The organism is Paramagnetospirillum kuznetsovii (assembly GCF_003284725.1).
In the GTDB taxonomy this organism is placed as follows: Bacteria; Pseudomonadota; Alphaproteobacteria; order Rhodospirillales; family Magnetospirillaceae; genus Phaeospirillum; species Phaeospirillum kuznetsovii.
In genome coordinates this window covers 508,097-526,034 of record NZ_PGTO01000001.1, presented here as the reverse complement: position 1 = coordinate 526,034, position 17,938 = coordinate 508,097, and the positions used below count along the sequence as shown (strand labels likewise).

Annotated in this window: 17 protein-coding genes and 2 pseudogenes; 11 read left to right on the top strand and 8 right to left on the bottom strand. The window is 64.2% G+C overall.

Features of this window, described 5'->3' with window-relative positions; all coding sequences use genetic code 11:
* Window positions 1–100: 100 nt before the first annotated feature.
* The gene (gene acnB, locus CU669_RS02520) at window positions 101–2,689 is read right to left on the bottom strand and encodes a bifunctional aconitate hydratase 2/2-methylisocitrate dehydratase (RefSeq protein ID WP_112142272.1); all 2,589 of its coding nucleotides are present in this window, start codon (window positions 2,687–2,689) and stop codon (window positions 101–103) included.
* Between the two features lie 550 nt (window positions 2,690–3,239).
* On the opposite strand from acnB, the gene ccmA reads away from it, so the two are divergent.
* Window positions 3,240–3,929: a heme ABC exporter ATP-binding protein CcmA gene (ccmA, locus tag CU669_RS02515; protein WP_407671534.1), complete on the top strand. Its 690-nt coding sequence runs from the start codon at window positions 3,240–3,242 to the stop codon at window positions 3,927–3,929.
* Between the two features lie 79 nt (window positions 3,930–4,008).
* Entirely contained in the window at window positions 4,009–4,674 is a 666-nt protein-coding gene (gene ccmB / locus CU669_RS02510; RefSeq protein WP_112142194.1) for a heme exporter protein CcmB, read from the top strand.
* Window positions 4,675–4,947: 273 nt separating this feature from the next.
* Here ccmB and CU669_RS02505 read toward each other — a convergent pair whose 3' ends face one another.
* Together CU669_RS02505 and CU669_RS02500 are read right to left on the bottom strand one after the other, a co-directional pair.
* Window positions 4,948–5,466, bottom strand: coding sequence for a dihydrofolate reductase family protein (locus tag CU669_RS02505; protein WP_239988488.1), 519 nt, complete (start codon window positions 5,464–5,466; stop codon window positions 4,948–4,950).
* 4 nt (window positions 5,467–5,470) lie between these two features.
* Window positions 5,471–7,246, bottom strand: a complete 1,776-nt coding sequence (locus CU669_RS02500) for an HD family phosphohydrolase (protein ID WP_112142193.1) — start codon at window positions 7,244–7,246, stop codon at window positions 5,471–5,473.
* 172 nt (window positions 7,247–7,418) lie between these two features.
* On the opposite strand from CU669_RS02500, the gene CU669_RS02495 reads away from it, so the two are divergent.
* Window positions 7,419–8,930 carry a UbiD family decarboxylase gene (locus CU669_RS02495; protein WP_112142192.1) on the top strand — a complete coding sequence of 504 codons (1,512 nt, stop codon included), beginning with the start codon at window positions 7,419–7,421 and terminating at the stop codon, window positions 8,928–8,930.
* Between the two features lie 62 nt (window positions 8,931–8,992).
* Here the strand turns inward: CU669_RS02495 and CU669_RS21725 are convergent.
* From CU669_RS21725 to petA, 3 genes and pseudogenes are all read right to left on the bottom strand, one after another.
* Window positions 8,993–9,646: pseudogene (locus tag CU669_RS21725) on the bottom strand (cytochrome c1); the annotation flags it as partial.
* Window positions 9,647–9,757: 111 nt separating this feature from the next.
* A pseudogene (locus CU669_RS21720) lies at window positions 9,758–10,990 on the bottom strand (cytochrome b); the annotation flags it as partial.
* A gap of 11 nt (window positions 10,991–11,001) precedes the next feature.
* Entirely contained in the window at window positions 11,002–11,556 is a 555-nt protein-coding gene (gene petA, locus CU669_RS02485) for a ubiquinol-cytochrome c reductase iron-sulfur subunit (RefSeq protein WP_112142191.1), read from the bottom strand.
* 98 nt (window positions 11,557–11,654) lie between these two features.
* Here petA and CU669_RS02480 point away from each other — a divergent pair, with 98 nt between their 5' ends.
* The gene (locus CU669_RS02480; RefSeq protein ID WP_112142190.1) at window positions 11,655–12,149 is read left to right on the top strand and encodes a tRNA (cytidine(34)-2'-O)-methyltransferase; all 495 of its coding nucleotides are present in this window, start codon (window positions 11,655–11,657) and stop codon (window positions 12,147–12,149) included.
* On the top strand, window positions 12,146–12,835 hold the full coding sequence (locus CU669_RS02475; protein WP_112142189.1) for a class I SAM-dependent methyltransferase: 690 nt from the start codon (window positions 12,146–12,148) through the stop codon (window positions 12,833–12,835). Before CU669_RS02480 ends, CU669_RS02475 begins: the two co-directional genes overlap by 4 nt.
* A 115-nt stretch (window positions 12,836–12,950) precedes the next feature.
* On the opposite strand, the gene CU669_RS02470 is transcribed toward CU669_RS02475, so the two are convergent.
* On the bottom strand, window positions 12,951–13,223 hold the full coding sequence (locus CU669_RS02470) for a hypothetical protein (RefSeq protein WP_112142188.1): 273 nt from the start codon (window positions 13,221–13,223) through the stop codon (window positions 12,951–12,953).
* 118 nt (window positions 13,224–13,341) lie between these two features.
* Here CU669_RS02470 and CU669_RS02465 point away from each other — a divergent pair, with 118 nt between their 5' ends.
* The 6 genes from CU669_RS02465 (at window position 13,342) to CU669_RS02445 (ending at window position 17,240) form a co-directional block, all read left to right on the top strand.
* Window positions 13,342–14,124 (top strand): enoyl-CoA hydratase-related protein, encoded by a 783-nt coding sequence (locus CU669_RS02465; RefSeq protein WP_112142187.1) that lies wholly within the window; start codon window positions 13,342–13,344, stop codon window positions 14,122–14,124.
* A 133-nt stretch (window positions 14,125–14,257) separates the two neighbouring features.
* Complete coding sequence (locus tag CU669_RS21005; protein ID WP_146747648.1) at window positions 14,258–14,710, top strand: hypothetical protein; 453 nt, start codon at window positions 14,258–14,260, stop codon at window positions 14,708–14,710.
* A 166-nt stretch (window positions 14,711–14,876) separates the two neighbouring features.
* On the top strand, window positions 14,877–15,032 hold the full coding sequence (locus CU669_RS21280; RefSeq protein ID WP_161539563.1) for a hypothetical protein: 156 nt from the start codon (window positions 14,877–14,879) through the stop codon (window positions 15,030–15,032).
* A 127-nt stretch (window positions 15,033–15,159) separates the two neighbouring features.
* Entirely contained in the window at window positions 15,160–15,591 is a 432-nt protein-coding gene (locus CU669_RS02455; RefSeq protein WP_112142185.1) for a hypothetical protein, read from the top strand.
* Between the two features lie 115 nt (window positions 15,592–15,706).
* Window positions 15,707–16,687, top strand: coding sequence for a polyphosphate kinase 2 (gene ppk2 / locus CU669_RS02450; RefSeq protein ID WP_239988487.1), 981 nt, complete (start codon window positions 15,707–15,709; stop codon window positions 16,685–16,687).
* Between the two features lie 13 nt (window positions 16,688–16,700).
* Window positions 16,701–17,240, top strand: coding sequence for an invasion associated locus B family protein (locus CU669_RS02445; protein ID WP_112142184.1), 540 nt, complete (start codon window positions 16,701–16,703; stop codon window positions 17,238–17,240).
* Here CU669_RS02445 and CU669_RS02440 read toward each other — a convergent pair whose 3' ends face one another.
* Entirely contained in the window at window positions 17,241–17,897 is a 657-nt protein-coding gene (locus tag CU669_RS02440; RefSeq protein WP_112142183.1) for a response regulator, read from the bottom strand.
* Window positions 17,898–17,938: the final 41 nt, after the last annotated feature.

The window sequence follows — 17,938 nt, the reverse complement described above, 5'->3', positions numbered from 1 at the left end:
GAAAGGGCATTATCACATGCGTATTAGATGGATTACAATGTTGATGACAACATAAAGCCCCCGCCGGTCACCCGGCGGGGGCTTTGGTTCACCTCGGCCTTCAGACCGTGACGGTGGCGGCCTGATCGCGGAATTCGGCGATCTGGTCGAAGTTCATGTAGCGATAGATATCCCCCGACTTGGCGGCAAGACCGCTCACCTGGGCCAGGTATTCGGCCGGGGTCGGGATCTTGCCCATCAGGGCGCAGACGGCGGCCAGCTCGGCGGAACCGAGATAGACGTTGGTGTCGATGCCCAGACGGTTGGGGAAGTTACGGGTCGAGGTGGACATGGCGGTGGACCCCTTGCGGATCTGCGCCTGATTGCCCATGCACAAGCTGCAGCCGGGCATTTCCATGCGGGCGCCCGACTTGCCCAGCGTGCTGTAATAGCCTTCCTCGTTGAGGATCATGGCGTCCATCTTGGTGGGCGGCGCGATCCACAGGCGGGTGGGGATGTCGGACTTGCCGTCCAGCACCTTGGCCGCCGCGCGGAAGTGACCGATATTGGTCATGCACGAGCCGATGAACACTTCGTCGATCCCGGCACCGGCGACCTCCGACAGCAGCTTGACGTCGTCGGGATCGTTGGGGCAGGCGACGATGGGTTCCTTGATGTCGGCCAGATCGATCTCGATGACGGCGGCGTATTCGGCGTCGGCATCGGGCGCCAGCAGGTCGGGCTTCTTGATCCAGGCTTCCATGGCCTTGATGCGGCGGCCCAGGGTGCGCGGATCCTGATAGCCGTTGGCGATCATCCACTTCATGAGCGTGATATTGGACGTCATGTATTCGATGATCGGAGCCTTATCCAGCCGGACCGAGCAGGCGGCGGCCGAACGCTCGGCGGCGGCGTCGGACAGCTCGAAGGCCTGTTCCACCTTCAGGTCGGGCAGACCCTCGATTTCCAGGATGCGACCGGAGAAGACGTTCTTCTTGCCCTTCTTCTCCACCGTCAGCAGACCGGCGCGGATGGCGTAGAGCGGAATGGCGTTGACCAGATCGCGCAGGGTGACGCCGGGCTGCATCTTGTTGCCCTTGAAGCGCACCAGCACCGATTCCGGCATGTCCAGCGGCATGACGCCGGTGGCGGCGGCGAAGGCCACCAGACCGGAACCGGCCGGGAAGGAGATGCCGATGGGGAAGCGGGTGTGGGAATCGCCGCCGGTGCCCACGGTGTCGGGCAGCAGCAGACGGTTCAGCCAGGAGTGGATGACGCCGTCGCCGGGACGCAGCGCCACGCCGCCACGGGTGGAGATGAAGCCCGGCAGGTCGCGATGGGTCTTGACGTCCACCAGCTTGGGGTAAGCGGCGGTGTGGCAGAAGGACTGCATCACCATGTCGGCGGAGAAGCCGAGACAGGCCAGATCCTTCAACTCGTCGCGGGTCATGGGGCCGGTGGTGTCCTGGGAGCCCACGGTGGTCATCTTGGGCTCGCAATAGGTGCCCGGACGCATGCCCTTGCCCTCGGGCAGGCCGCAGGCGCGACCGACCATCTTCTGGGCGAGCGAGAAGCCCTTGCCGGTATCCTTGGGCACGCCGGGCAGGCGGAACAGGGTCGAGGCGGGCAGCTTCAGCGCCTCGCGGGCCTTGGAGGTCAGGCCACGGCCGATGATCAGCGGAATACGGCCACCGGCGCGCACTTCGTCGAAGATCACCTCGGACTTGACGGTGAATTCGGCGATCACCTTGCCGTCCTTCAGCGCCTTGCCTTCATAGGGACGCAGTTCGACCACGTCGCCCATATTCATCTGGTTGACGTCCAGCTCGATGGGCAGAGCACCGGCATCTTCCATGGTGTTGTAGAAGATGGGGGCGATCTTGGTGCCCAGGCAGACGCCGCCGAACCGCTTGTTCGGCACGAAGGGGATGTCCTCGCCGGTGAACCACAGCACCGAATTGGTCGCCGACTTGCGGCTTGATCCGGTGCCGACCACGTCGCCCACATAGGCGACCAGGTTGCCCTTCTTGGCGAGGCCGTCCAGCTGCTTCAGCGGGCCGCGGGCGCCGGGCTCGTCGGCCTCGATGCCGGGACGCGGATTCTTCAGCATGGCCAGGGCGTGCAGCGGGATGTCGGGGCGGCTCCAGGCGTCGGGGGCGGGCGACAGATCGTCGGTATTGGTCTCGCCGGTCACCTTGAAGATGGTGACGGTCAGCGACTTCGGCACTTCCGGGCGCGAGGTGAACCACTCGGCGTCGGCCCAGGACTGCAACACGCCCTTGGCGTTGGCATTGCCCTTGTCGGCCAGTTCCTTGACGTCGTGGAAGAAGTCGAACACCAGCAGGGTCTTCTTCAGGCCCTCGGCGGCCACCGCGCCCACCTTGGCGTCGCCCAGCAATTCGATCAGCGGCTTGACGTTGAAGCCGCCCAGCATGGTGCCCAGCAGTTCGGCCGCCTTCTCGCGCGAGATCAGCGAACAGGCCTGGGTGCCCTTGGCCACCGTGTCGAGGAATTCCGCCTTGATCTTGGCGGCATCGTCCACACCGGCCGGAACGCGGTAGGTGATCAGCTCGACGAGGGTCTGTTCCTCGCCCTTGGGCGGATTGACGAGCAGGCCGACCAGGGCCTGGGTCTGCTCGGCGGACAGCGGCAGGGGCGGAATCCCGAGCGCGGCGCGCTCGGCGACATGCTGGCGATAGGCTTCAAGCACGGCGAAATCCTCTCGATCAAAGTTGAGACCCAGCATCCCAATGGTCCCTGGGTCGTTCGGCCGGACGCACGACAGAGCCGCGAAACTCGGCCCCCGCCGCGTTCCCGACCCGCATCGCGCAATGATACCACCCTTAAGTGGGGGCTAACGCGGAAGAAAACTACCCCTATCCCCGGTTTGTGGAAAGAGTGTTTCCGCATCATGCTCCGCATGTCGGCCATGAAATCGCCTTAATTGGAGAGCACTCTTCCCACATGGCCCCAAGGCACCGCCGTCCCGCCCCCCTCCTTCGGCGGCGCCGGGCCAATGAAGGTGGCGGTCGGCGTTTGCCCCCCCTGGCGCCGACCGCCCCGACCTTTGTTGAAATCTGCCTCAATCGCCGGCTCTCACTCCGTTCGCTTGGCTTTCGCGCCACGAGGCGCGGGCGCTCAATGCGCCAGTCGCTGCGCTCCGAAATCTCCAACATATATTCCCGGGAGCGCGGGCGCCTTCGCCCGCCCAAAAGTGAAACCCCTCGTCAAGGCGGCTGTTTTTTGCCATGGTGCCGTCCATGACAACGCCCGAGCCCGCCACATTTTCCGGAACCCATCTGGCCTGCCTGCGCGGCGGACGGGTGGTGTTCGCCGGGCTGGATTTCACGCTGGCTTCGGGCGGCGCCCTGGTGCTGCTGGGGCCAAACGGTTCGGGCAAGTCGTCGCTGCTGCGGGTCATGGCCGGTCTGCTGCGTCCCGCCCACGGGGTGCTGGCCTGGAACGGCCAACCGGTGGGAGACGACCCCGAGGCCCAGGCGGCGCGCACCCATTACCTGGGGCATCACGACGCGGTGAAGCCGGTGCTCAGCGTCGCCGAGAATCTCGGCTTCTGGGCCAGGCTGCACGACCCCCATATGGGACGGGCGGGCCGCGCGGTGGACAATGCGCTGGACCGCTTCGGCCTGTCCCATCTGGCCGCGATTCCCGGCAAGATGCTGTCGGCCGGGCAGAAGCGCCGCACCAATCTCGCCCGCCTGCTGGCGGCGCCCAGTCCGCTGTGGCTGCTGGACGAACCGACCACGGCGCTGGACAAGGCCTCCATCAAGGCGCTGGAAGCGGTGCTGGCCGAACACCGCGCCACCGGCGGCATGGTGGTGCTGTCCACCCATGCCGAGATCGACCTGCCCGGCGCGACCCTGATGCAACTGGATGATTTCGCGGTGGCCGAGAGGTTCGACGAGCCCCTGGGCGAGGAGTTGGCGCATTGAGCGCGCGCGCCCCATGGCGCGAAAGCCAAGCCCACGGATGTGGGCGCCCGGCGCTTGAGGGCCTGGAAGGAATCCTATCATGAACCGCTTCCTGGAAGTGGTGCGCCGCGACCTGCGCCTGGCACTGCGCCAGGGCTCGGACAGCGTCATGGTGGTGACTTTCTTCGTCCTCACGGTGGTGCTGTTCCCCTTCGGCATCGGCCCCGAGGTCAATGTGCTGGAACGGGTCTCGGCGGGCGTGCTGATGGTCACCGCCCTGCTGGCCTCCATGCTGTCGTTGGACCGGTTGTTCCAGGCCGATTACGAGGACGGCTCGCTGGAACTGCTGGTGCTGACGCCCGCCCCCCTGGGGGTGGTGGTGGCCGCCAAGATGCTGGCCCACTGGCTGACCACCGGCCTGCCGCTGATGGTGGCCGCACCGGTTCTCGCCGTGCTACTGCACATGCAGGCAGAGGGCTTCGCCATCCTGCTCGCCGCCATGGCGCTGGGAACGCCCACCTTGTCGCTGATCGGCGGCATCGGCGCCGCCCTGGTGCTGGGGGCGCGGCGCGGCGGCGTCTTGCTGTCGCTGCTGATCCTGCCGCTTTACGTGCCGGTGCTGATCTTCGGAGTCGGGGCCATCGACGCCGCCGTCCAGGGCATGTCGGCCAAGCCCCATCTCATGATCCTGGCGGGTATCCTGGTGGCCGCCCTGGCTTTGGCGCCCTGGGCCAGTTCAGCGGCCCTAAGGCAGGCGCTGGAATAAAATCGACGCGCCCGCCCGGTCCTTAGGGCCAATCGACATTCAGGCCGATAGGCCAAGACATGGGCCACAGATGTACACAGATTCCCGCTGCGCGGGACACAGATAAGGAAATCTCTCACTTCATCTGTGCGTATCTGTGTTCATGTGTGGCTAAAATTCCTGCCGGACAGACGTTCCGGCCAGAACTCAGCCGAATTCCCTGAATGTCGATACAGCCCAGATCTCGCATCGGCAAAGCCGATGGTGAAGTGCTTGAGGCGCAATATATAATCTTCATCCCACCACGTAGCTGAGCCGGACCACTCCGTTGGCGAATGTCCTGGCGCCCAGCAGGGTCAGGCGCGAGGGGCGCTCGGAGCGCTCGAACAGCGGGCGGCCGTCACCCAGCAGCACCGGCATGACCAGCAGATCGAAATGATCGATCACTCCGAGCTCGAGAAAGGCGCGGATGGCCTTGGCGCCGCCCGCCACCCAGACGTCGCCGGTCTTCTGGCGGCGCAATTCCTCGACCAGTTGACCGAGATCGCCCAGCCAGGGCTCCACATTGTCCGGCGCCGTTTCCATGCCGCGCGACGTCACCACGATGCAGCGTTTGTCACCGTGGGGCCAATGGCCCATGGCGTGGAGGTGGTCATAGGTGGTTCGCCCCATGACCATGGTTCCCATATGGCCGACGAAATCGTCGAAGCCGTAATCCATGGAATTGAAAGGCTCCATCCAGGCGATGGAGCCGTCGGCGGTGGTTATGCGGCCATCCAGACTGGCCGCCATATAGGCGCGGAAGCCCGCCAAGGGTCTATTCCGCCGCCTTGGGCGGCATGAACCTGGCGATGTCCACCTCGTCCACCTGTTCAGGCCGCAGATATTTCTCGGCGTAGGTCTTCCAGATGCCCGAGGTCAGGAACAGTTCCCACAGATCGGGATCGATATGCTGGTCCTTGACCATGAAGGACATGATCTTCAGCGATTCCGACAGGGTCTTGGGCTTCTTGTAGGGGCGGTCGGCGGCGGTCAGCGCCTCGAAGATGTCGGCGATGGCCATCATGCGGGCCGGCCACGACATGTCGTCGCGCTTCAGCCCCTTGGGATAGCCGGTGCCGTCCATCTTTTCGTGATGGCCGCCCGCCCATTCCGCCACCCGCGACAAATTCTTGGGGAAGGGCAGCGCCTTGAGCATGAAGATGGTCTGGACGATGTGATCGTTGATCTTGAAGCGATCCTCGGCGGTCAAGGTGCCGCGCCCGATGGCCAGATTGTAGATCTCGCCCAGATTGTAGCGGTTCTCCAGCGGCTTCATCTTGAAGCCCTCGGATTCGTAATGGGCGATATCCACCGCCACTTCATGGGGAATGACGTGCCAGTCCTTGTCGGCCAGCATGGGCTCGGCCACCGGCGGCTTGGGTTCATCCCCGGTGCGGCGGCGCATTTCGTCGATGGACAGGCCCAAGGTGTCGTCGATGGTGCGCGTCCAGGTCTGGGCGGCGATGGCCTTCATGCGATCGATCTTTTCCGGCGCCATGAATTCGCCGCCCACATTGCATTCGGCGATGAAGGCGAAATCGTCGTCCAGCGCGGCCAGCGTCTCGTCCAGCCGGGTCTTCAGGAGCTCGGCATCCTCTTCCCCGGCCAGCAGGCCTTCCAGATACAAGATGACGGCGTCGCGCTTCCTGACCTCGAACCGCATGCGGATTTCATGAATGCGGTTGTAGATGGTCTCCAGCTTGGTGGCCTTGTCGACGATATATTCCGGCGTGGTGACCTTGCCGCAATCGTGCAGACCGGCCGAGACCTCCAGCTCGTACCATTCGTCCTCGGTCAGGTTGAAATCGGCGAAGACGCCGGTGGTCTGGTCGCAGGCCGCCTGGGCCATCATGAAGGTGACGGCGGGAACCCGGTGGCAGTGGCCGCCGGTATAGGGGCTCTTGGCGTCGATGGAGCCCGCGATCACCTGAATGAAGCTCTTGAACAGATTTTTCTGGGCTTCGATCAGGCGCTGATTGTCCAGCGCCACCGCCGCCTGGCTGGCCAGGGCCTCGATCAGTGGCGTGATGTCGGGCCCGAAGGTCACGATGCGGTTGCGGCGGTCGCGGGCGTTGATCAGTTGGAGAACGCCGATCACCTCGCCCTCGTAATTCTTCAGCGGCACCGTCAGGAACGACTTGGAGCGGTATCCCGTCTTGGCGTCGAAGGCCTTGGTGCCGGAAAAGTCGAACTTATCCACGTCATAGGCATCGACGATGTTGATGGTCGTGCCGGTCAGGGCGCAATGGCTGGACACGTTCTTGTGATTGGGCTCGCCCTGATCGTCGCGGAGCCGCAGGGGCGGGAACGGAATCGGCTTATCCGTGGTGCCGCCCATGGCGATGTTCAGGGTATCGTTCAGCATGATCTCGAAGCGCAGGCCGTCCTTGGCCTCGGTGACCAGATAGAGCGTGCCGCCGTCGGCGTTGCACATGCTCTTGGCGCCGTGGAGAATCTTTTCCATCAGCCGGTCATGGTTGCGCTCGGCCGAGAGGGCGATGCCCAACTCGATCAGGGTGCGATAGCGCTCTTCCTTCTGAAGCACGGCCATGACGGGCTCTCTATATCTTTCGGGCTATCAGCAACCCGAACGAAAAGCCTACAGCGATTCACCGGAGACGGGAAGTCAGGGGTGCACCGTATATTTTAGCACAAGTCGATCCCGGTCTTGACGACAAAGCGCGTTCGTCGTCCCCTGTCCGCCTGACCTTGGAGAGCCGGATATGCCCTATGACAGCTTGCGCGATTTCATCGCCCGCCTGGAAGACGCCGGTCGGCTGAAGCGCGTGACCGCGCCGGTTTCGCCCCATCTGGAAATGACCGAGATCCAGACCCGCCTGCTGGCCGAGGGCGGCCCCGCCGTCCTGTTCGAGAATGTGGTGCGCCCCGACGGATCGCGCTATCCCATGCCAGTGCTGGTCAATCTGTTCGGCACGGTGGAACGGGTCGCCTGGGGCATGGACCGCGAACCGCATCAACTGCGGGAGGTGGGCGAGACTCTCGCCTTCCTCAAGCAGCCGGAGCCGCCCGGCGGCTGGCGCGAAGCACTCGAGATGCTGCCCTTGGCCAAGACGGTCATGGCCATGCGCCCCAAGACGGTGAGCAACGCGCCCTGCCAGCAGGTGGTGCTGACCGGCGATCAGGTGGATCTGTCGGCCCTGCCCATCCAGGGCTGTTGGCCGGGCGAACCGGCGCCGCTGATCACCTGGCCGCTGGTGGTCACCCAAGGCCCCGACAAGGACGACAAGCGCGACGGCTTCAACCTGGGCATCTACCGCATGCAGGTGACGGGGCGAAACACCACCTTGATGCGCTGGCTGAAGCATCGCGGCGGCGCCCAGCATTTCCAGCGTTGGGCCGCCGCCAAGAAGGAACCCATGCCCGCCGCCGTGGTCATCGGCGCCGATCCCGGCACCATCATCGCCGCCGTCACGCCGGTCCCCGAGACTTTGTCGGAATATCAGTTCGCCGGATTGCTGCGCGGCAAGAAGGTGGAGCTGGTGGACTGCAAGACGGTGCCGCTGAAGGTGCCGGCCGAGGCCGAGATCGTGCTGGAAGGCCATGTCATGCTGGACGAGCACGGGCCGGAAGGCCCTTATGGCGACCACACCGGCTATTACAACTCGGTGGAGGATTTCCCGGTCTTTCGCGTTTCCGCCATCACCATGCGCAAGGCCCCCATTTACCTCTCCACCTTCACCGGCCGCCCACCGGATGAGCCCAGCGTGCTGGGCGAAGCGCTGAACGAAGTGTTCATTCCGCTGCTGAGCCAGCAATTCCCCGAGATCGTCGATTTCTGGCTGCCGCCCGAGGGCTGCTCGTACCGCATCGCCGTTGTCTCCATCAAGAAGGCCTATCCCGGCCACGCCAAGCGGGTGATGTTCGGGGTGTGGAGCTTCCTCAAGCAGTTCATGTACACCAAATTCGTCATCGTGGTGGATGACGACATCGACGCGCGGAACTGGAAGGACGTCATGTGGGCCATCTCCACCCGCATGGACCCCGCCCGCGACATCACGGTGATCGAGGGCACCCCCATCGACTATCTGGATTTCGCCAGTCCGGAATCAGGCCTAGGCGGCAAGCTGGGCATGGACGCCACCAACAAATGGCCGCCCGAGACCCACCGCGAATGGGGCGAGAAAATCCGCATGGACACGGACGTGGTGAACCGCGTCACCGATCGCTGGGCCGAACTGGGCCTGCCGGGCTCGGGCAAGCCGATCTGGAAATAGAAACAAAACGGCCGCCCTGTCGCCGGGGCGGCCGTCGTTGTTTCCGCGTCAGGCGGGAGGGATCAGTGGATATCCTTCCAGATCTGCCGCTTCAGCGCGAAGAGCAGAGCCGTCAGCACGGCCAGGAAGACCATGACCTTCACGCCCATGCCCTTGCGGGCGTCGAGCTCGGGCTCGGCGGCCCAGTTCAGGAAGGTCACGATGTCGGAAGCGATCTGCTCCTTGGTGGCCTTGGTGCCATCGGTGTAGGACACGATGTCGTCGTTGACCACCTGGGGCATGCTGATGGCATTGCCGGGGAAGTAGTGGTTGAAGAACTTGCCTTCCGGAATGGGATGACCTTCCGGGGCGGCGTCTTCGTAGCCCAGCATCAGCGAGTAGACGTAGTAGGGACCGCTGACCCGCGCCTTGTTCATCAGCGAGAGATCCGGCGGCAGCGCGCCGCCATTGGCGGCCTGGGCGGCCTTCTCGTTGGGGAACGGCGAGACGAAGCGGTCCGACGCGCGGGCGGGACGGTTGAGCACCACGCCTTCGTCGTTGGGCTCGGCCGGGACTTCCTTCTCGGCGGCGATGGTCTTGATCTCATCGGCGGTGAAACCGATATCGGCCAAGTTGCGATACGACACCAGCCGCATGGAATGGCAGGCGGAGCAGACGTCGTGATAGACCTGCCAACCCCGCTTGAGCGCGGCCTTGTCGTAGTGACCGAACACGCCCTCCCACGAGAACGCCGTCGCGGGCTTCTTCAGCTCGGGACCGCCGCCGGCATTGGCGGAGGCCGAGCCGGAGAACCCGGCGAGACCGACCAGGATCATGACGCCGAGAGCGGCCGCCTTCACCACCGGCGAAGCGATGGATGCGGGCAGGGCCTTGGGCTTCTCGATCTTGCCCAGCAGCGGCAGCAGTATCAGGAAATGGGCGAAGTAGTAGGCGGTGCAGAACTGGCCGATCTTGACCAGGATGCCTTCCGCCGGCTTGCCGCCCACATAGCCCAGAACCAGGGCGTTGACCAGGAACAGCCAGAAGAACTGGCGGTACAGCGGCCGGAACTTGGCGGAACGCACCTTGGAGGTGTCCAGCCAGGGCAGAGCGAACAGGATCAGGATGGCCGAGAACATGGCCAGCACGCCCTGCAACTTGGCCGGCAGGAACGGCAGGTCGAAGGTGAAGGCGCGCAAGATCGCGTAGAACGGCAGATAGTACCATTCGGGCACGATGTGCGGCGGGGTCACCATGGGATTGGCGGGGATGTAGTTGTCCGGCTCGCCGAAGAAGTTGGGCGCCCAGAACACGAAGGCCAGATAGACCATCATGAACAGGGCAACGCCGAACAGATCCTTGATGGTGTAGAAGGGGTGGAACGGGATGGAATCCTGCGGCCCCTTCATCTCGATACCCAGCGGATTGTTGGACTTCACGGTGTGCAGCGCCCAGACATGCACCACAACCAGACCCAGGATGACGAACGGCACCAGGAAGTGCAGGGCGAAGAACCGGTTCAGGGTGGGGTTGTCCACCGAGAAGCCGCCCCACAGCAAGGTGACGATGAATTCGCCCACCACCGGGAAGGCGGAGAACAGGTTGGTGATCACCGTGGCGCCCCAGAACGACATCTGACCCCAGGGCAGCACATAGCCCAGGAAGCCGGTGGCCATCATGGCCAGATAGATGGCGATGCCGACGAACCACAGAATCTCGCGCGGGGACTTGTACGAACCGTAGTACAGACCGCGGAAGATGTGGATGTAGACCAGGATGAAGAACATGGACGCGCCGTTGGCGTGCAGATAGCGCAGCAGCCAGCCGTAATTCACGTCGCGCATGATGCGTTCGACCGAGTCGAAGGCCAGCGAGGTGTGGGAGGAATAGTTCATGGCCAGGAACAGGCCGGTGAGGATCATGATGATCAGCATCACCGCGGCCAGCGAACCGAAGTTCCACCAGTAGTTCAAATTGCGCGGGGTCGGATAGTCGATGGCGGAATGCTGCATCATCGAGAAGATGGGCAGGCGCTCTTCGACCCAGTTGACCACCTTGTTGTTGCTCTTGAAGTCGCTCATTGCGGGCCCCCTCAGCCGATCCGGACGGTGGTGTCGCTGGTGAACTGATAGGGCGGCACCGGCAGATTGGCCGGAGCCGGACCCTTGCGGATACGACCGGAGGTGTCGTAGTGCGAGCCGTGGCACGGGCAGAACCAGCCGCCGAAATCCCCCCTGGGATCGGCGGGCTTCTGACCCAGCGGCACGCAGCCCAGATGGGTGCACACGCCGACCAGGATCAGCCATTCCGGCTTCTTCACGCGGTCCGAGTCCTTCTGCGCCTCGCGCAGATCAGCCATGACGGCCTGCTCGGCGGCAGTGATCTCCTCGGGGAGGCGATGCCGGACGAACACCGGCTTGCCGCGCCAAACCACGGTCACGGACTGACCCGGCTTGATCGCCGAAATATCGACGTCAGTGGTTGAAAGCGCCAGGGTGTCGGCGGCAGGGTTCATGCTTTGCACGAACGGCCACAACGCCAAGCCCGTCCCGACCGCTCCGACGGTGGAGGTAGCATACAGCAGGAAATCCCGCCGCGTCTGCCCGTCCACCGACGAGGGCTGGGCATTATGTGCCTGATCAGCCATGTCTAATCCTCTTGTTGGCCCGCGGAAGCGCGACTATTAAACACATCGGCATCTTGGTTTCAACTGCCGTCTCGTCATGTATGCGGGTTTGTTAATATATGGAGAAGCTTCGGCTCGCCCTCTATCAGCCGGATATTCCGCAGAACGCCGGGACGTTGCTGCGGCTATCGGCCTGCCTGGGCGTCGCGGTGGATATAATCGAACCCTGCGGCTTTGTCCTTGATGAACGTAAGGTTCGCCGCGCAGGCATGGATTATATCGAGCATGCCAGCTATGTCCGGCACTCAAGCTGGGAGGCCTTCGCCCGTTCGCTGGCCGCGCAGGGGCGTCGGCTGATTCTACTGACCACGCAAGGCGAGCATCGTCATGACCGCTTCCCTTTCGCTCCCGGCGACACCATCATGGTGGGACGCGAAAGCGCCGGCGTGCCGCCGGAGGTCGCCCGGGCCGCCCATGCGCGCATCCGCATTCCCATGAGGACCGGCCCGCGTTCGCTCAACGTGGCCCTGGCGGCGGCCATCGCCACGGGGGAAGCGCTGCGCCGCCTGGACGGCTTTCCGTGCGACGAGGAAGAGGGGGAGTTAAGGTCATGACCAAGGATCACTGGGACAAGGATCGCGCCGAGGCCTATGACCGGCGGGTGCGCGAAGCCATCCCCGGTTACGAGGCACTGCACGTCCTGTCGTGCCAGATCGTCGCCGAGACCACCTCGGGCAAGGGCCGCGCCTTGGTGGTCGGTGCCGGTACCGGGGTGGAATGCGTCGCCCTGGCCGAAAGCTGCCCCAATCTGGCGGTGGTCGGAGTCGACCCCTCCAAGGACATGCTGCATCACGCCGAAGCCAAGGTCGCCGAGCATGGCTTGACCAAGCGGGTGCGGCTTTATCCGTCCAAGGTGGGCGATCTGCCCAAATTCGAGCCGTTCGACGCCGCCACCCTCTTGCTGGTCATGCATTTCCTGGCCGACGACGGCGCCAAGCAGGCGCTGCTGGACGAGATTTCCTCCCACCTCAAGCCGGGCGCTCCGCTGGTGCTGGCCGATCTGTTCGGCAGTTGGGAAGACCCGTGGCAGCAGCAATTGCGCGGCTGGTGGCGGCATCTGCAACTGGCCGCCGACATCCCGGAAGGCGAGGTGGAAAAGGGATTCCGCCACATCGACCGCGACATCCACCCGGTGACCGAGGCCCGTCTTGCCGAGTTGCTGACCGCCACCGGCTTCAGCCCGCCCGCGCCCTATTTCCGCGCCCTGTGCTTCGGCGGCTGGGTGGCGCGGAAGCTATAATATTGTCCCTCGGGCGTCAGGCGGGCGAGACGCCCGCGCTCCAAACGGCCCGCTATCCTCGGAGCGCGGCCGTCCCGGCCGCATTCCACAAGAGTTTTTCATCGGCCGAGCGGAATTAGTGGCCGCAGGAACAGCCGCCGCCGCAATCCTCGTCCGCTTCCGCCTCGGGCGCGTCGTCGGGGCGGAAGATGGCGCCTTGGTAGATGCGCGCCGTGCGGCCGTCATGGCTGACCTCGACGCAGTTGCGGCCCTGTTCGTCGGTGATCATGCTCATGCCCAGATCGCCCTGTTCGATGGCGCCGATCACATCCATCTCGCTCAGCTCCAACGCCTTGGCCACCGAGCCGATCAGGGCGTTGATCTCGTCGAACATTTCACGGTTTTCCATGGCGCATCCTCGCCGCCTTGATGGGGAGGCCGGGACCATATCGCCTGTGGGGTGCCTCTGTCGACATCGGCATGACAAGATGGTTTACTGATCCCATCTTGCAGCGAGGAAGCCGCCCATGACCGAAGCCCTCCATGTGAAGATTTCCGGCGCCATCGCCACGCTGACCCTTGGCCGCCCCGAGGTTCACAACGCCATCGACGCCCAATTGGCGGGCAATCTGACCCAAGCCTTTCAGAAGATCGGTGTCGCCGAGGCCGTCCGCGTGGTGGTGATCCAGGCAAGGGGGCCCAGTTTCTGCGCGGGCATCGACCTGTCCTGGCTGCAAAGCACCACCGACCGGGACGCCGCCGAGATCCAACGCGACGCCGCCCAATTGGCCATGATGTTCGACGCCATCGACCGCTGCCCCAAGCCGGTGGTGGCCATGGTCCAGGGCGCCACCCTGGGCGGCGGCGCCGGTCTTGTCGCCGCCGCCGACATCGCCATCGCCGCCGAGGAGGCCAGCTTTGCCCTGTCCGAGGTTCGCCTCGGCCTGGCGCCGTCGCTGCATGCCCCTTATGTCGCGGCCGCCATCGGCTCGCGCGCCTGTCGCCGCTACATGGTGACCGGCGAGCGCTTCGATGCCCGCGAGGCGCTGCGCCTTGGCCTGGTGCACGGAATCGTCGCCGCCGACAAGCTGGACGCCGCCCGCGACCATATCGTCGAGGCCTGCCTGAAAGGCGGCCCCAAGGCCCAGGCCGCCGCCAAGGAACTGATCCGGGTGATCGACGACAGCCCCATGGGGCCCGATCTACTGCGCTATACCGCCACCCATTTTTCCGACCTGCGCGGTTCGGAGGAAGGCCGGGAAGGACTGGCCGCCTTCGCGGAAAAGCGCAAGCCCGGCTGGACCGTCTAAGCCCACATTTTCATTGTATTTCAGATTCCTAGCCCCAAGCCGACCGGCGCCGGAGAGTCAAAAATCCTTGCCAATTCGAGGCAATGAGAGTATATAACATAGTAGCGAGAAAACTCGTTTTAGGCAGAAAGCCATGTATGTCGGCTCCGCACCGGAACACGCCCAGCTTCACTCCTCTTCCACTGGGAAGGGCGGGGCGGCTGTTTCCGCGTCCAAGGAACCGGCTGGCAACGTGGTTTCCGCCGAGGCCGCGCCCTTCATCAGCCCCGTGGTGAACTTCAACTACCAGGCCGGTTTGGCGGTGGTGGAGTTCCGCGACGGCCAGACCGGCGAAGTGCGCGACCAGTACCCGTCGAAGAAGGCGGTTGAGGAATATATTCGCCACGGCGCCTCGTCCCAGGAATCCTCCGCCTCGACCTCGCCCCCCGACCCAGGTCCGGCCCCCCAGGCCACCGGCACCGACCCCGCCGTCACCGCCGCCATCGGTGCCGCGCCCCCTGCCGCGCCGGTTTCCGCTCCGGCACCGGCTCCGGCGCCCACTCCGGCCCCCGCCCCGGCGGCGTCCCCTGTGGTTCATTCCGCCTGATCGTCTGTCGGGGCGCTTCATCCACCATCTTCGCCCAAGGAGCTATGTGGTTTGCGCATAGCCGGTTTTCGCCCCCTTTCGCAGATGCGAAAAGAAGTGTAGAGCTTCCTCGACGCTTAACCGCGTGGCAGCCCGAATCCCCGTGGAGCGGGCTTAGGAGAGTAAGATGCACTTTACCACCATGGATATCGTGATGGCCGCCGTCGGCATTCTCGCCCTGCTTGGCGCCGTCATTTCCATCAGCGCATGGCGGCACGCCGTCCGCGCCGAACGCGATGCGGAGCGTCATGCCAGCCAGTCCGGGCTGCCCTCCGCCATCTGACCGTCCGGCTCGAGACCGCTTCGCGACCGGCTTTTTTCGCATTCCTTGCAGTTCGGTGGGACCGATTGCCAGCATCCTCGGATGGTCGTACCCTTAACGGATACGGACAGGCCGGGAGTTCAAGGTCATGGCCAGAATTAAAGCCCGCGACGCGCTGATCCTCGCCGGAGGATTTGCGCTGTTCTTTTGGGCCACTCTGCCGCCCGACAAAGTAGCGCTCAACGAGTCCTGCGAACCCGCGGGCGGCCCCGCCGCCTTCAGCGCCGCGATCTATCGATCCGGCTTTTGGCAGACCCAATTGGACGCCGTCATCGTGGAGCGCAACAACCTGCTGACCCAGCCGGCCCGGCGCGCCCGCAATGAAGCCGAGATCGAGCGCGAGGCCCGCGAGAATCCCGCCCTGGAGGAAAAGATGATGCGGCTGTCGCGAGAACAGGGACGCATCGACGACCGCATCGAGAAAGAACGCCACGAAGCCGCCCTGCAAAGCGCCCGGCTGAAAAAGGTGGCCTGGCTGATGGGCTGCGAAACCGTCATCGCACAAAAGCTCGCCAAGTAGGGGACGGCCCGTCCGCAATCCACCGACAGCCCCGCCGAAGCCGCCGACCGATGGACAGCCGACCTGAAAAGTGTCTAGACTTTCGCCCAATAAAGACAATTGGGGGGAACGACGCATGACCATTCCCGAAGACGACGCCAATCCGGCGGCGGTGGTTGCCGCCCAGCCGGTCGCCAAATCCGTCGCCAAGAAGTCCAAGCCTGCTCCCAAGCCCGCCACGCCCGCCGCCCAGGCCCGCCATGACCTGGCGGAGATGAAGCACGACCCCGAAGCGGTGCGTCATGCCTTCGAGACCGGTGAATATCCTTATAAGAGCCGGATGGGCCGGGCCGAGTACGAGGCGAAGAAGGCCTCGCTTCAGGCCGAGTTGCTCAAGGTCCAACTGTGGGTCAAGGAGACCGGCCAGAAATTCGTGGTGCTGTTCGAAGGCCGCGACGCCGCAGGCAAGGGCGGCACCATCAAGCGCTTCATGGAACATCTCAACCCGCGGGCCGCCCGCGTGGTCGCGCTGGAAAAGCCCAGCGATCTCGAACGGGGCCAGTGGTTCTTCCAGCGCTATGTCCAACACCTGCCCACCTCGGGTGAAATGGTGTTCTTCGACCGCTCCTGGTACAACAGGGCGGGCGTCGAACGGGTCATGGGATTCTGCACCCCGGCGGAATACCTGGAATTCATGCGCCAGACCCCCGAGGTCGAACGCATGCTGGTCCGTTCCGGCATCAAGCTTTACAAATACTGGTTCTCGGTGACTCAGGACGAGCAGCGCCGTCGCTTCAAGGCGCGTGAGAACGATCCGCTCAAGCAGTGGAAGCTGTCACCCATCGACAAGGCGTCGCTGGGCAAATGGCCGGAATATACCGAGGCCAAGGAAGCCATGTTCTTTTATACCGACACCGCCGACGCGCCCTGGACCATCGTCAAATCCGATGATAAAAAACGCGCCCGCCTCAATTGCATGCTCCATTTCCTGAACTCGCTGGATTATCCCGGCAAGGACAAGTCGGTGGTGCATTTGCCCGATCCGCTGATCGTCGGCAAGGGCGCCCATGTGGTTCACAAGACCGAGCACATCCTTGGTGTCTCGCCGATTCCTTAACCTAGAGGACGTTATGAAACAGGCCCTTTTCGCCGCAGCCGTCGCCGCCGTCGTCTCCATTTGCGCCCCATCCGCGTCCGCCTGGGCCGCTCCGGCCGCCGATGCCACCAAGCGTCTCGGCACCTTCGGGGATTGGGACGCGCTCATGTTTACCGACGGTTCGGCCAAGACCTGCTATCTGGCGGTGGCGGCCGGCAAGGTTCAGGGCGGCGAAAAGGGTGCGAAGACCACGACCCACCTCACCGTCACCCATCGTTCGGGCGGCAAGAGCATGGACGAAGTCAGCATCAGCGGCGCCTACGGCTTCAAGAAGGACTCCAAGGTGGAATTGCGGGTCGGCACCAAGCCGCACGCCATGTTCACCAAGGGTGACCGTGCCTGGGCCGAGGATGCCAAGGCCGACAAGTCCATCGTGGATTCCCTGCGCAAGGGCAAGGACGCCATCATGCACGCCACCCCGGCCAAGGGGAGCGACATCACCGCCACCTTCTCGCTGGCAGGCTTTTCCGATGCGCTGGCCGCGGCCGACAAGGCCTGCGGCGTCAAGCGCTAGCTAGCGACGTGACTCCGGGGCGGTCAGCCCCAAATGGGACGCCGCCACCACGGCACGGGTGCGGTTGTTGACGTTCAGCGCCTTCAAGATGGCGGTGACGTGCAGCTTCACCGTACCCTCGGCCAATTCCAGGACACGGGCGATTTCCTTGTTGGATTTACCCTGGCCCAGCAGCGCCAGCACTTCCTTCTGGCGCGGCGTCAGCGCGGCGACAGCGGCATCGCCTGCCACTGGCGTGCCGTCGGAATCAGAACTGTCGGTCTCCAGCAAGGCCGTCGGCAGATAGACGCCGCCCGACATCACCAGCTTCAGCGCCGACAGCATGACGCGCGACGACGAGGTCTTGGGGATGAAGCCCGAGGCTCCCATATTGACGGCCTGCAGCACGTGGCGGCGGTCATCGGACGCGGACAGCACGATCACCGGCACCGTGGCGGGAAGCATTTCCTTCAGCTTGCCAAGACCCTCGGTCCAGGCCATGCCCGGCATGGAAAGATCCAGCAAGACGATGCCAATATCCTTGTCGGCCTGGACAATGGCCAAGGCCTCGGGAAAATCGGCGGCCTCGACGATGGTCGGTGGACCTTCGAACTGGTCGAGGACATGCCTAAGCCCATCCCGGAACAATTCATGGTCATCGGCAATCAGGATCTTCATTGCTCCCCCACCGGGTATAGCCGGTCGTAGTTATACCTACA

Bases quoted from the DNA above. Each gene is read 5' to 3' on its own strand.
- ccmA (WP_407671534.1), top strand. From the start codon at position 3,240: ATGACAACGCCCGAGCCCGCCACATTTTCCGGAACCCATCTGGCCTGC.
- ccmB (WP_112142194.1), top strand. From the start codon at position 4,009: ATGAACCGCTTCCTGGAAGTGGTGCGCCGCGACCTGCGCCTGGCACTG.
- CU669_RS02500 (WP_112142193.1), bottom strand. From the start codon at position 7,246: ATGGCCGTGCTTCAGAAGGAAGAGCGCTATCGCACCCTGATCGAGTTG.
- CU669_RS02495 (WP_112142192.1), top strand. From the start codon at position 7,419: ATGCCCTATGACAGCTTGCGCGATTTCATCGCCCGCCTGGAAGACGCC.
- petA (WP_112142191.1), bottom strand. From the start codon at position 11,556: ATGGCTGATCAGGCACATAATGCCCAGCCCTCGTCGGTGGACGGGCAG.
- CU669_RS02480 (WP_112142190.1), top strand. From the start codon at position 11,655: ATGGAGAAGCTTCGGCTCGCCCTCTATCAGCCGGATATTCCGCAGAAC.
- CU669_RS02475 (WP_112142189.1), top strand. From the start codon at position 12,146: ATGACCAAGGATCACTGGGACAAGGATCGCGCCGAGGCCTATGACCGG.
- CU669_RS02470 (WP_112142188.1), bottom strand. From the start codon at position 13,223: ATGGAAAACCGTGAAATGTTCGACGAGATCAACGCCCTGATCGGCTCG.
- CU669_RS02465 (WP_112142187.1), top strand. From the start codon at position 13,342: ATGACCGAAGCCCTCCATGTGAAGATTTCCGGCGCCATCGCCACGCTG.
- CU669_RS21005 (WP_146747648.1), top strand. From the start codon at position 14,258: ATGTATGTCGGCTCCGCACCGGAACACGCCCAGCTTCACTCCTCTTCC.
- CU669_RS21280 (WP_161539563.1), top strand. From the start codon at position 14,877: ATGCACTTTACCACCATGGATATCGTGATGGCCGCCGTCGGCATTCTC.
- CU669_RS02455 (WP_112142185.1), top strand. From the start codon at position 15,160: ATGGCCAGAATTAAAGCCCGCGACGCGCTGATCCTCGCCGGAGGATTT.
- ppk2 (WP_239988487.1), top strand. From the start codon at position 15,707: ATGACCATTCCCGAAGACGACGCCAATCCGGCGGCGGTGGTTGCCGCC.
- CU669_RS02445 (WP_112142184.1), top strand. From the start codon at position 16,701: ATGAAACAGGCCCTTTTCGCCGCAGCCGTCGCCGCCGTCGTCTCCATT.
- CU669_RS02440 (WP_112142183.1), bottom strand. From the start codon at position 17,897: ATGAAGATCCTGATTGCCGATGACCATGAATTGTTCCGGGATGGGCTT.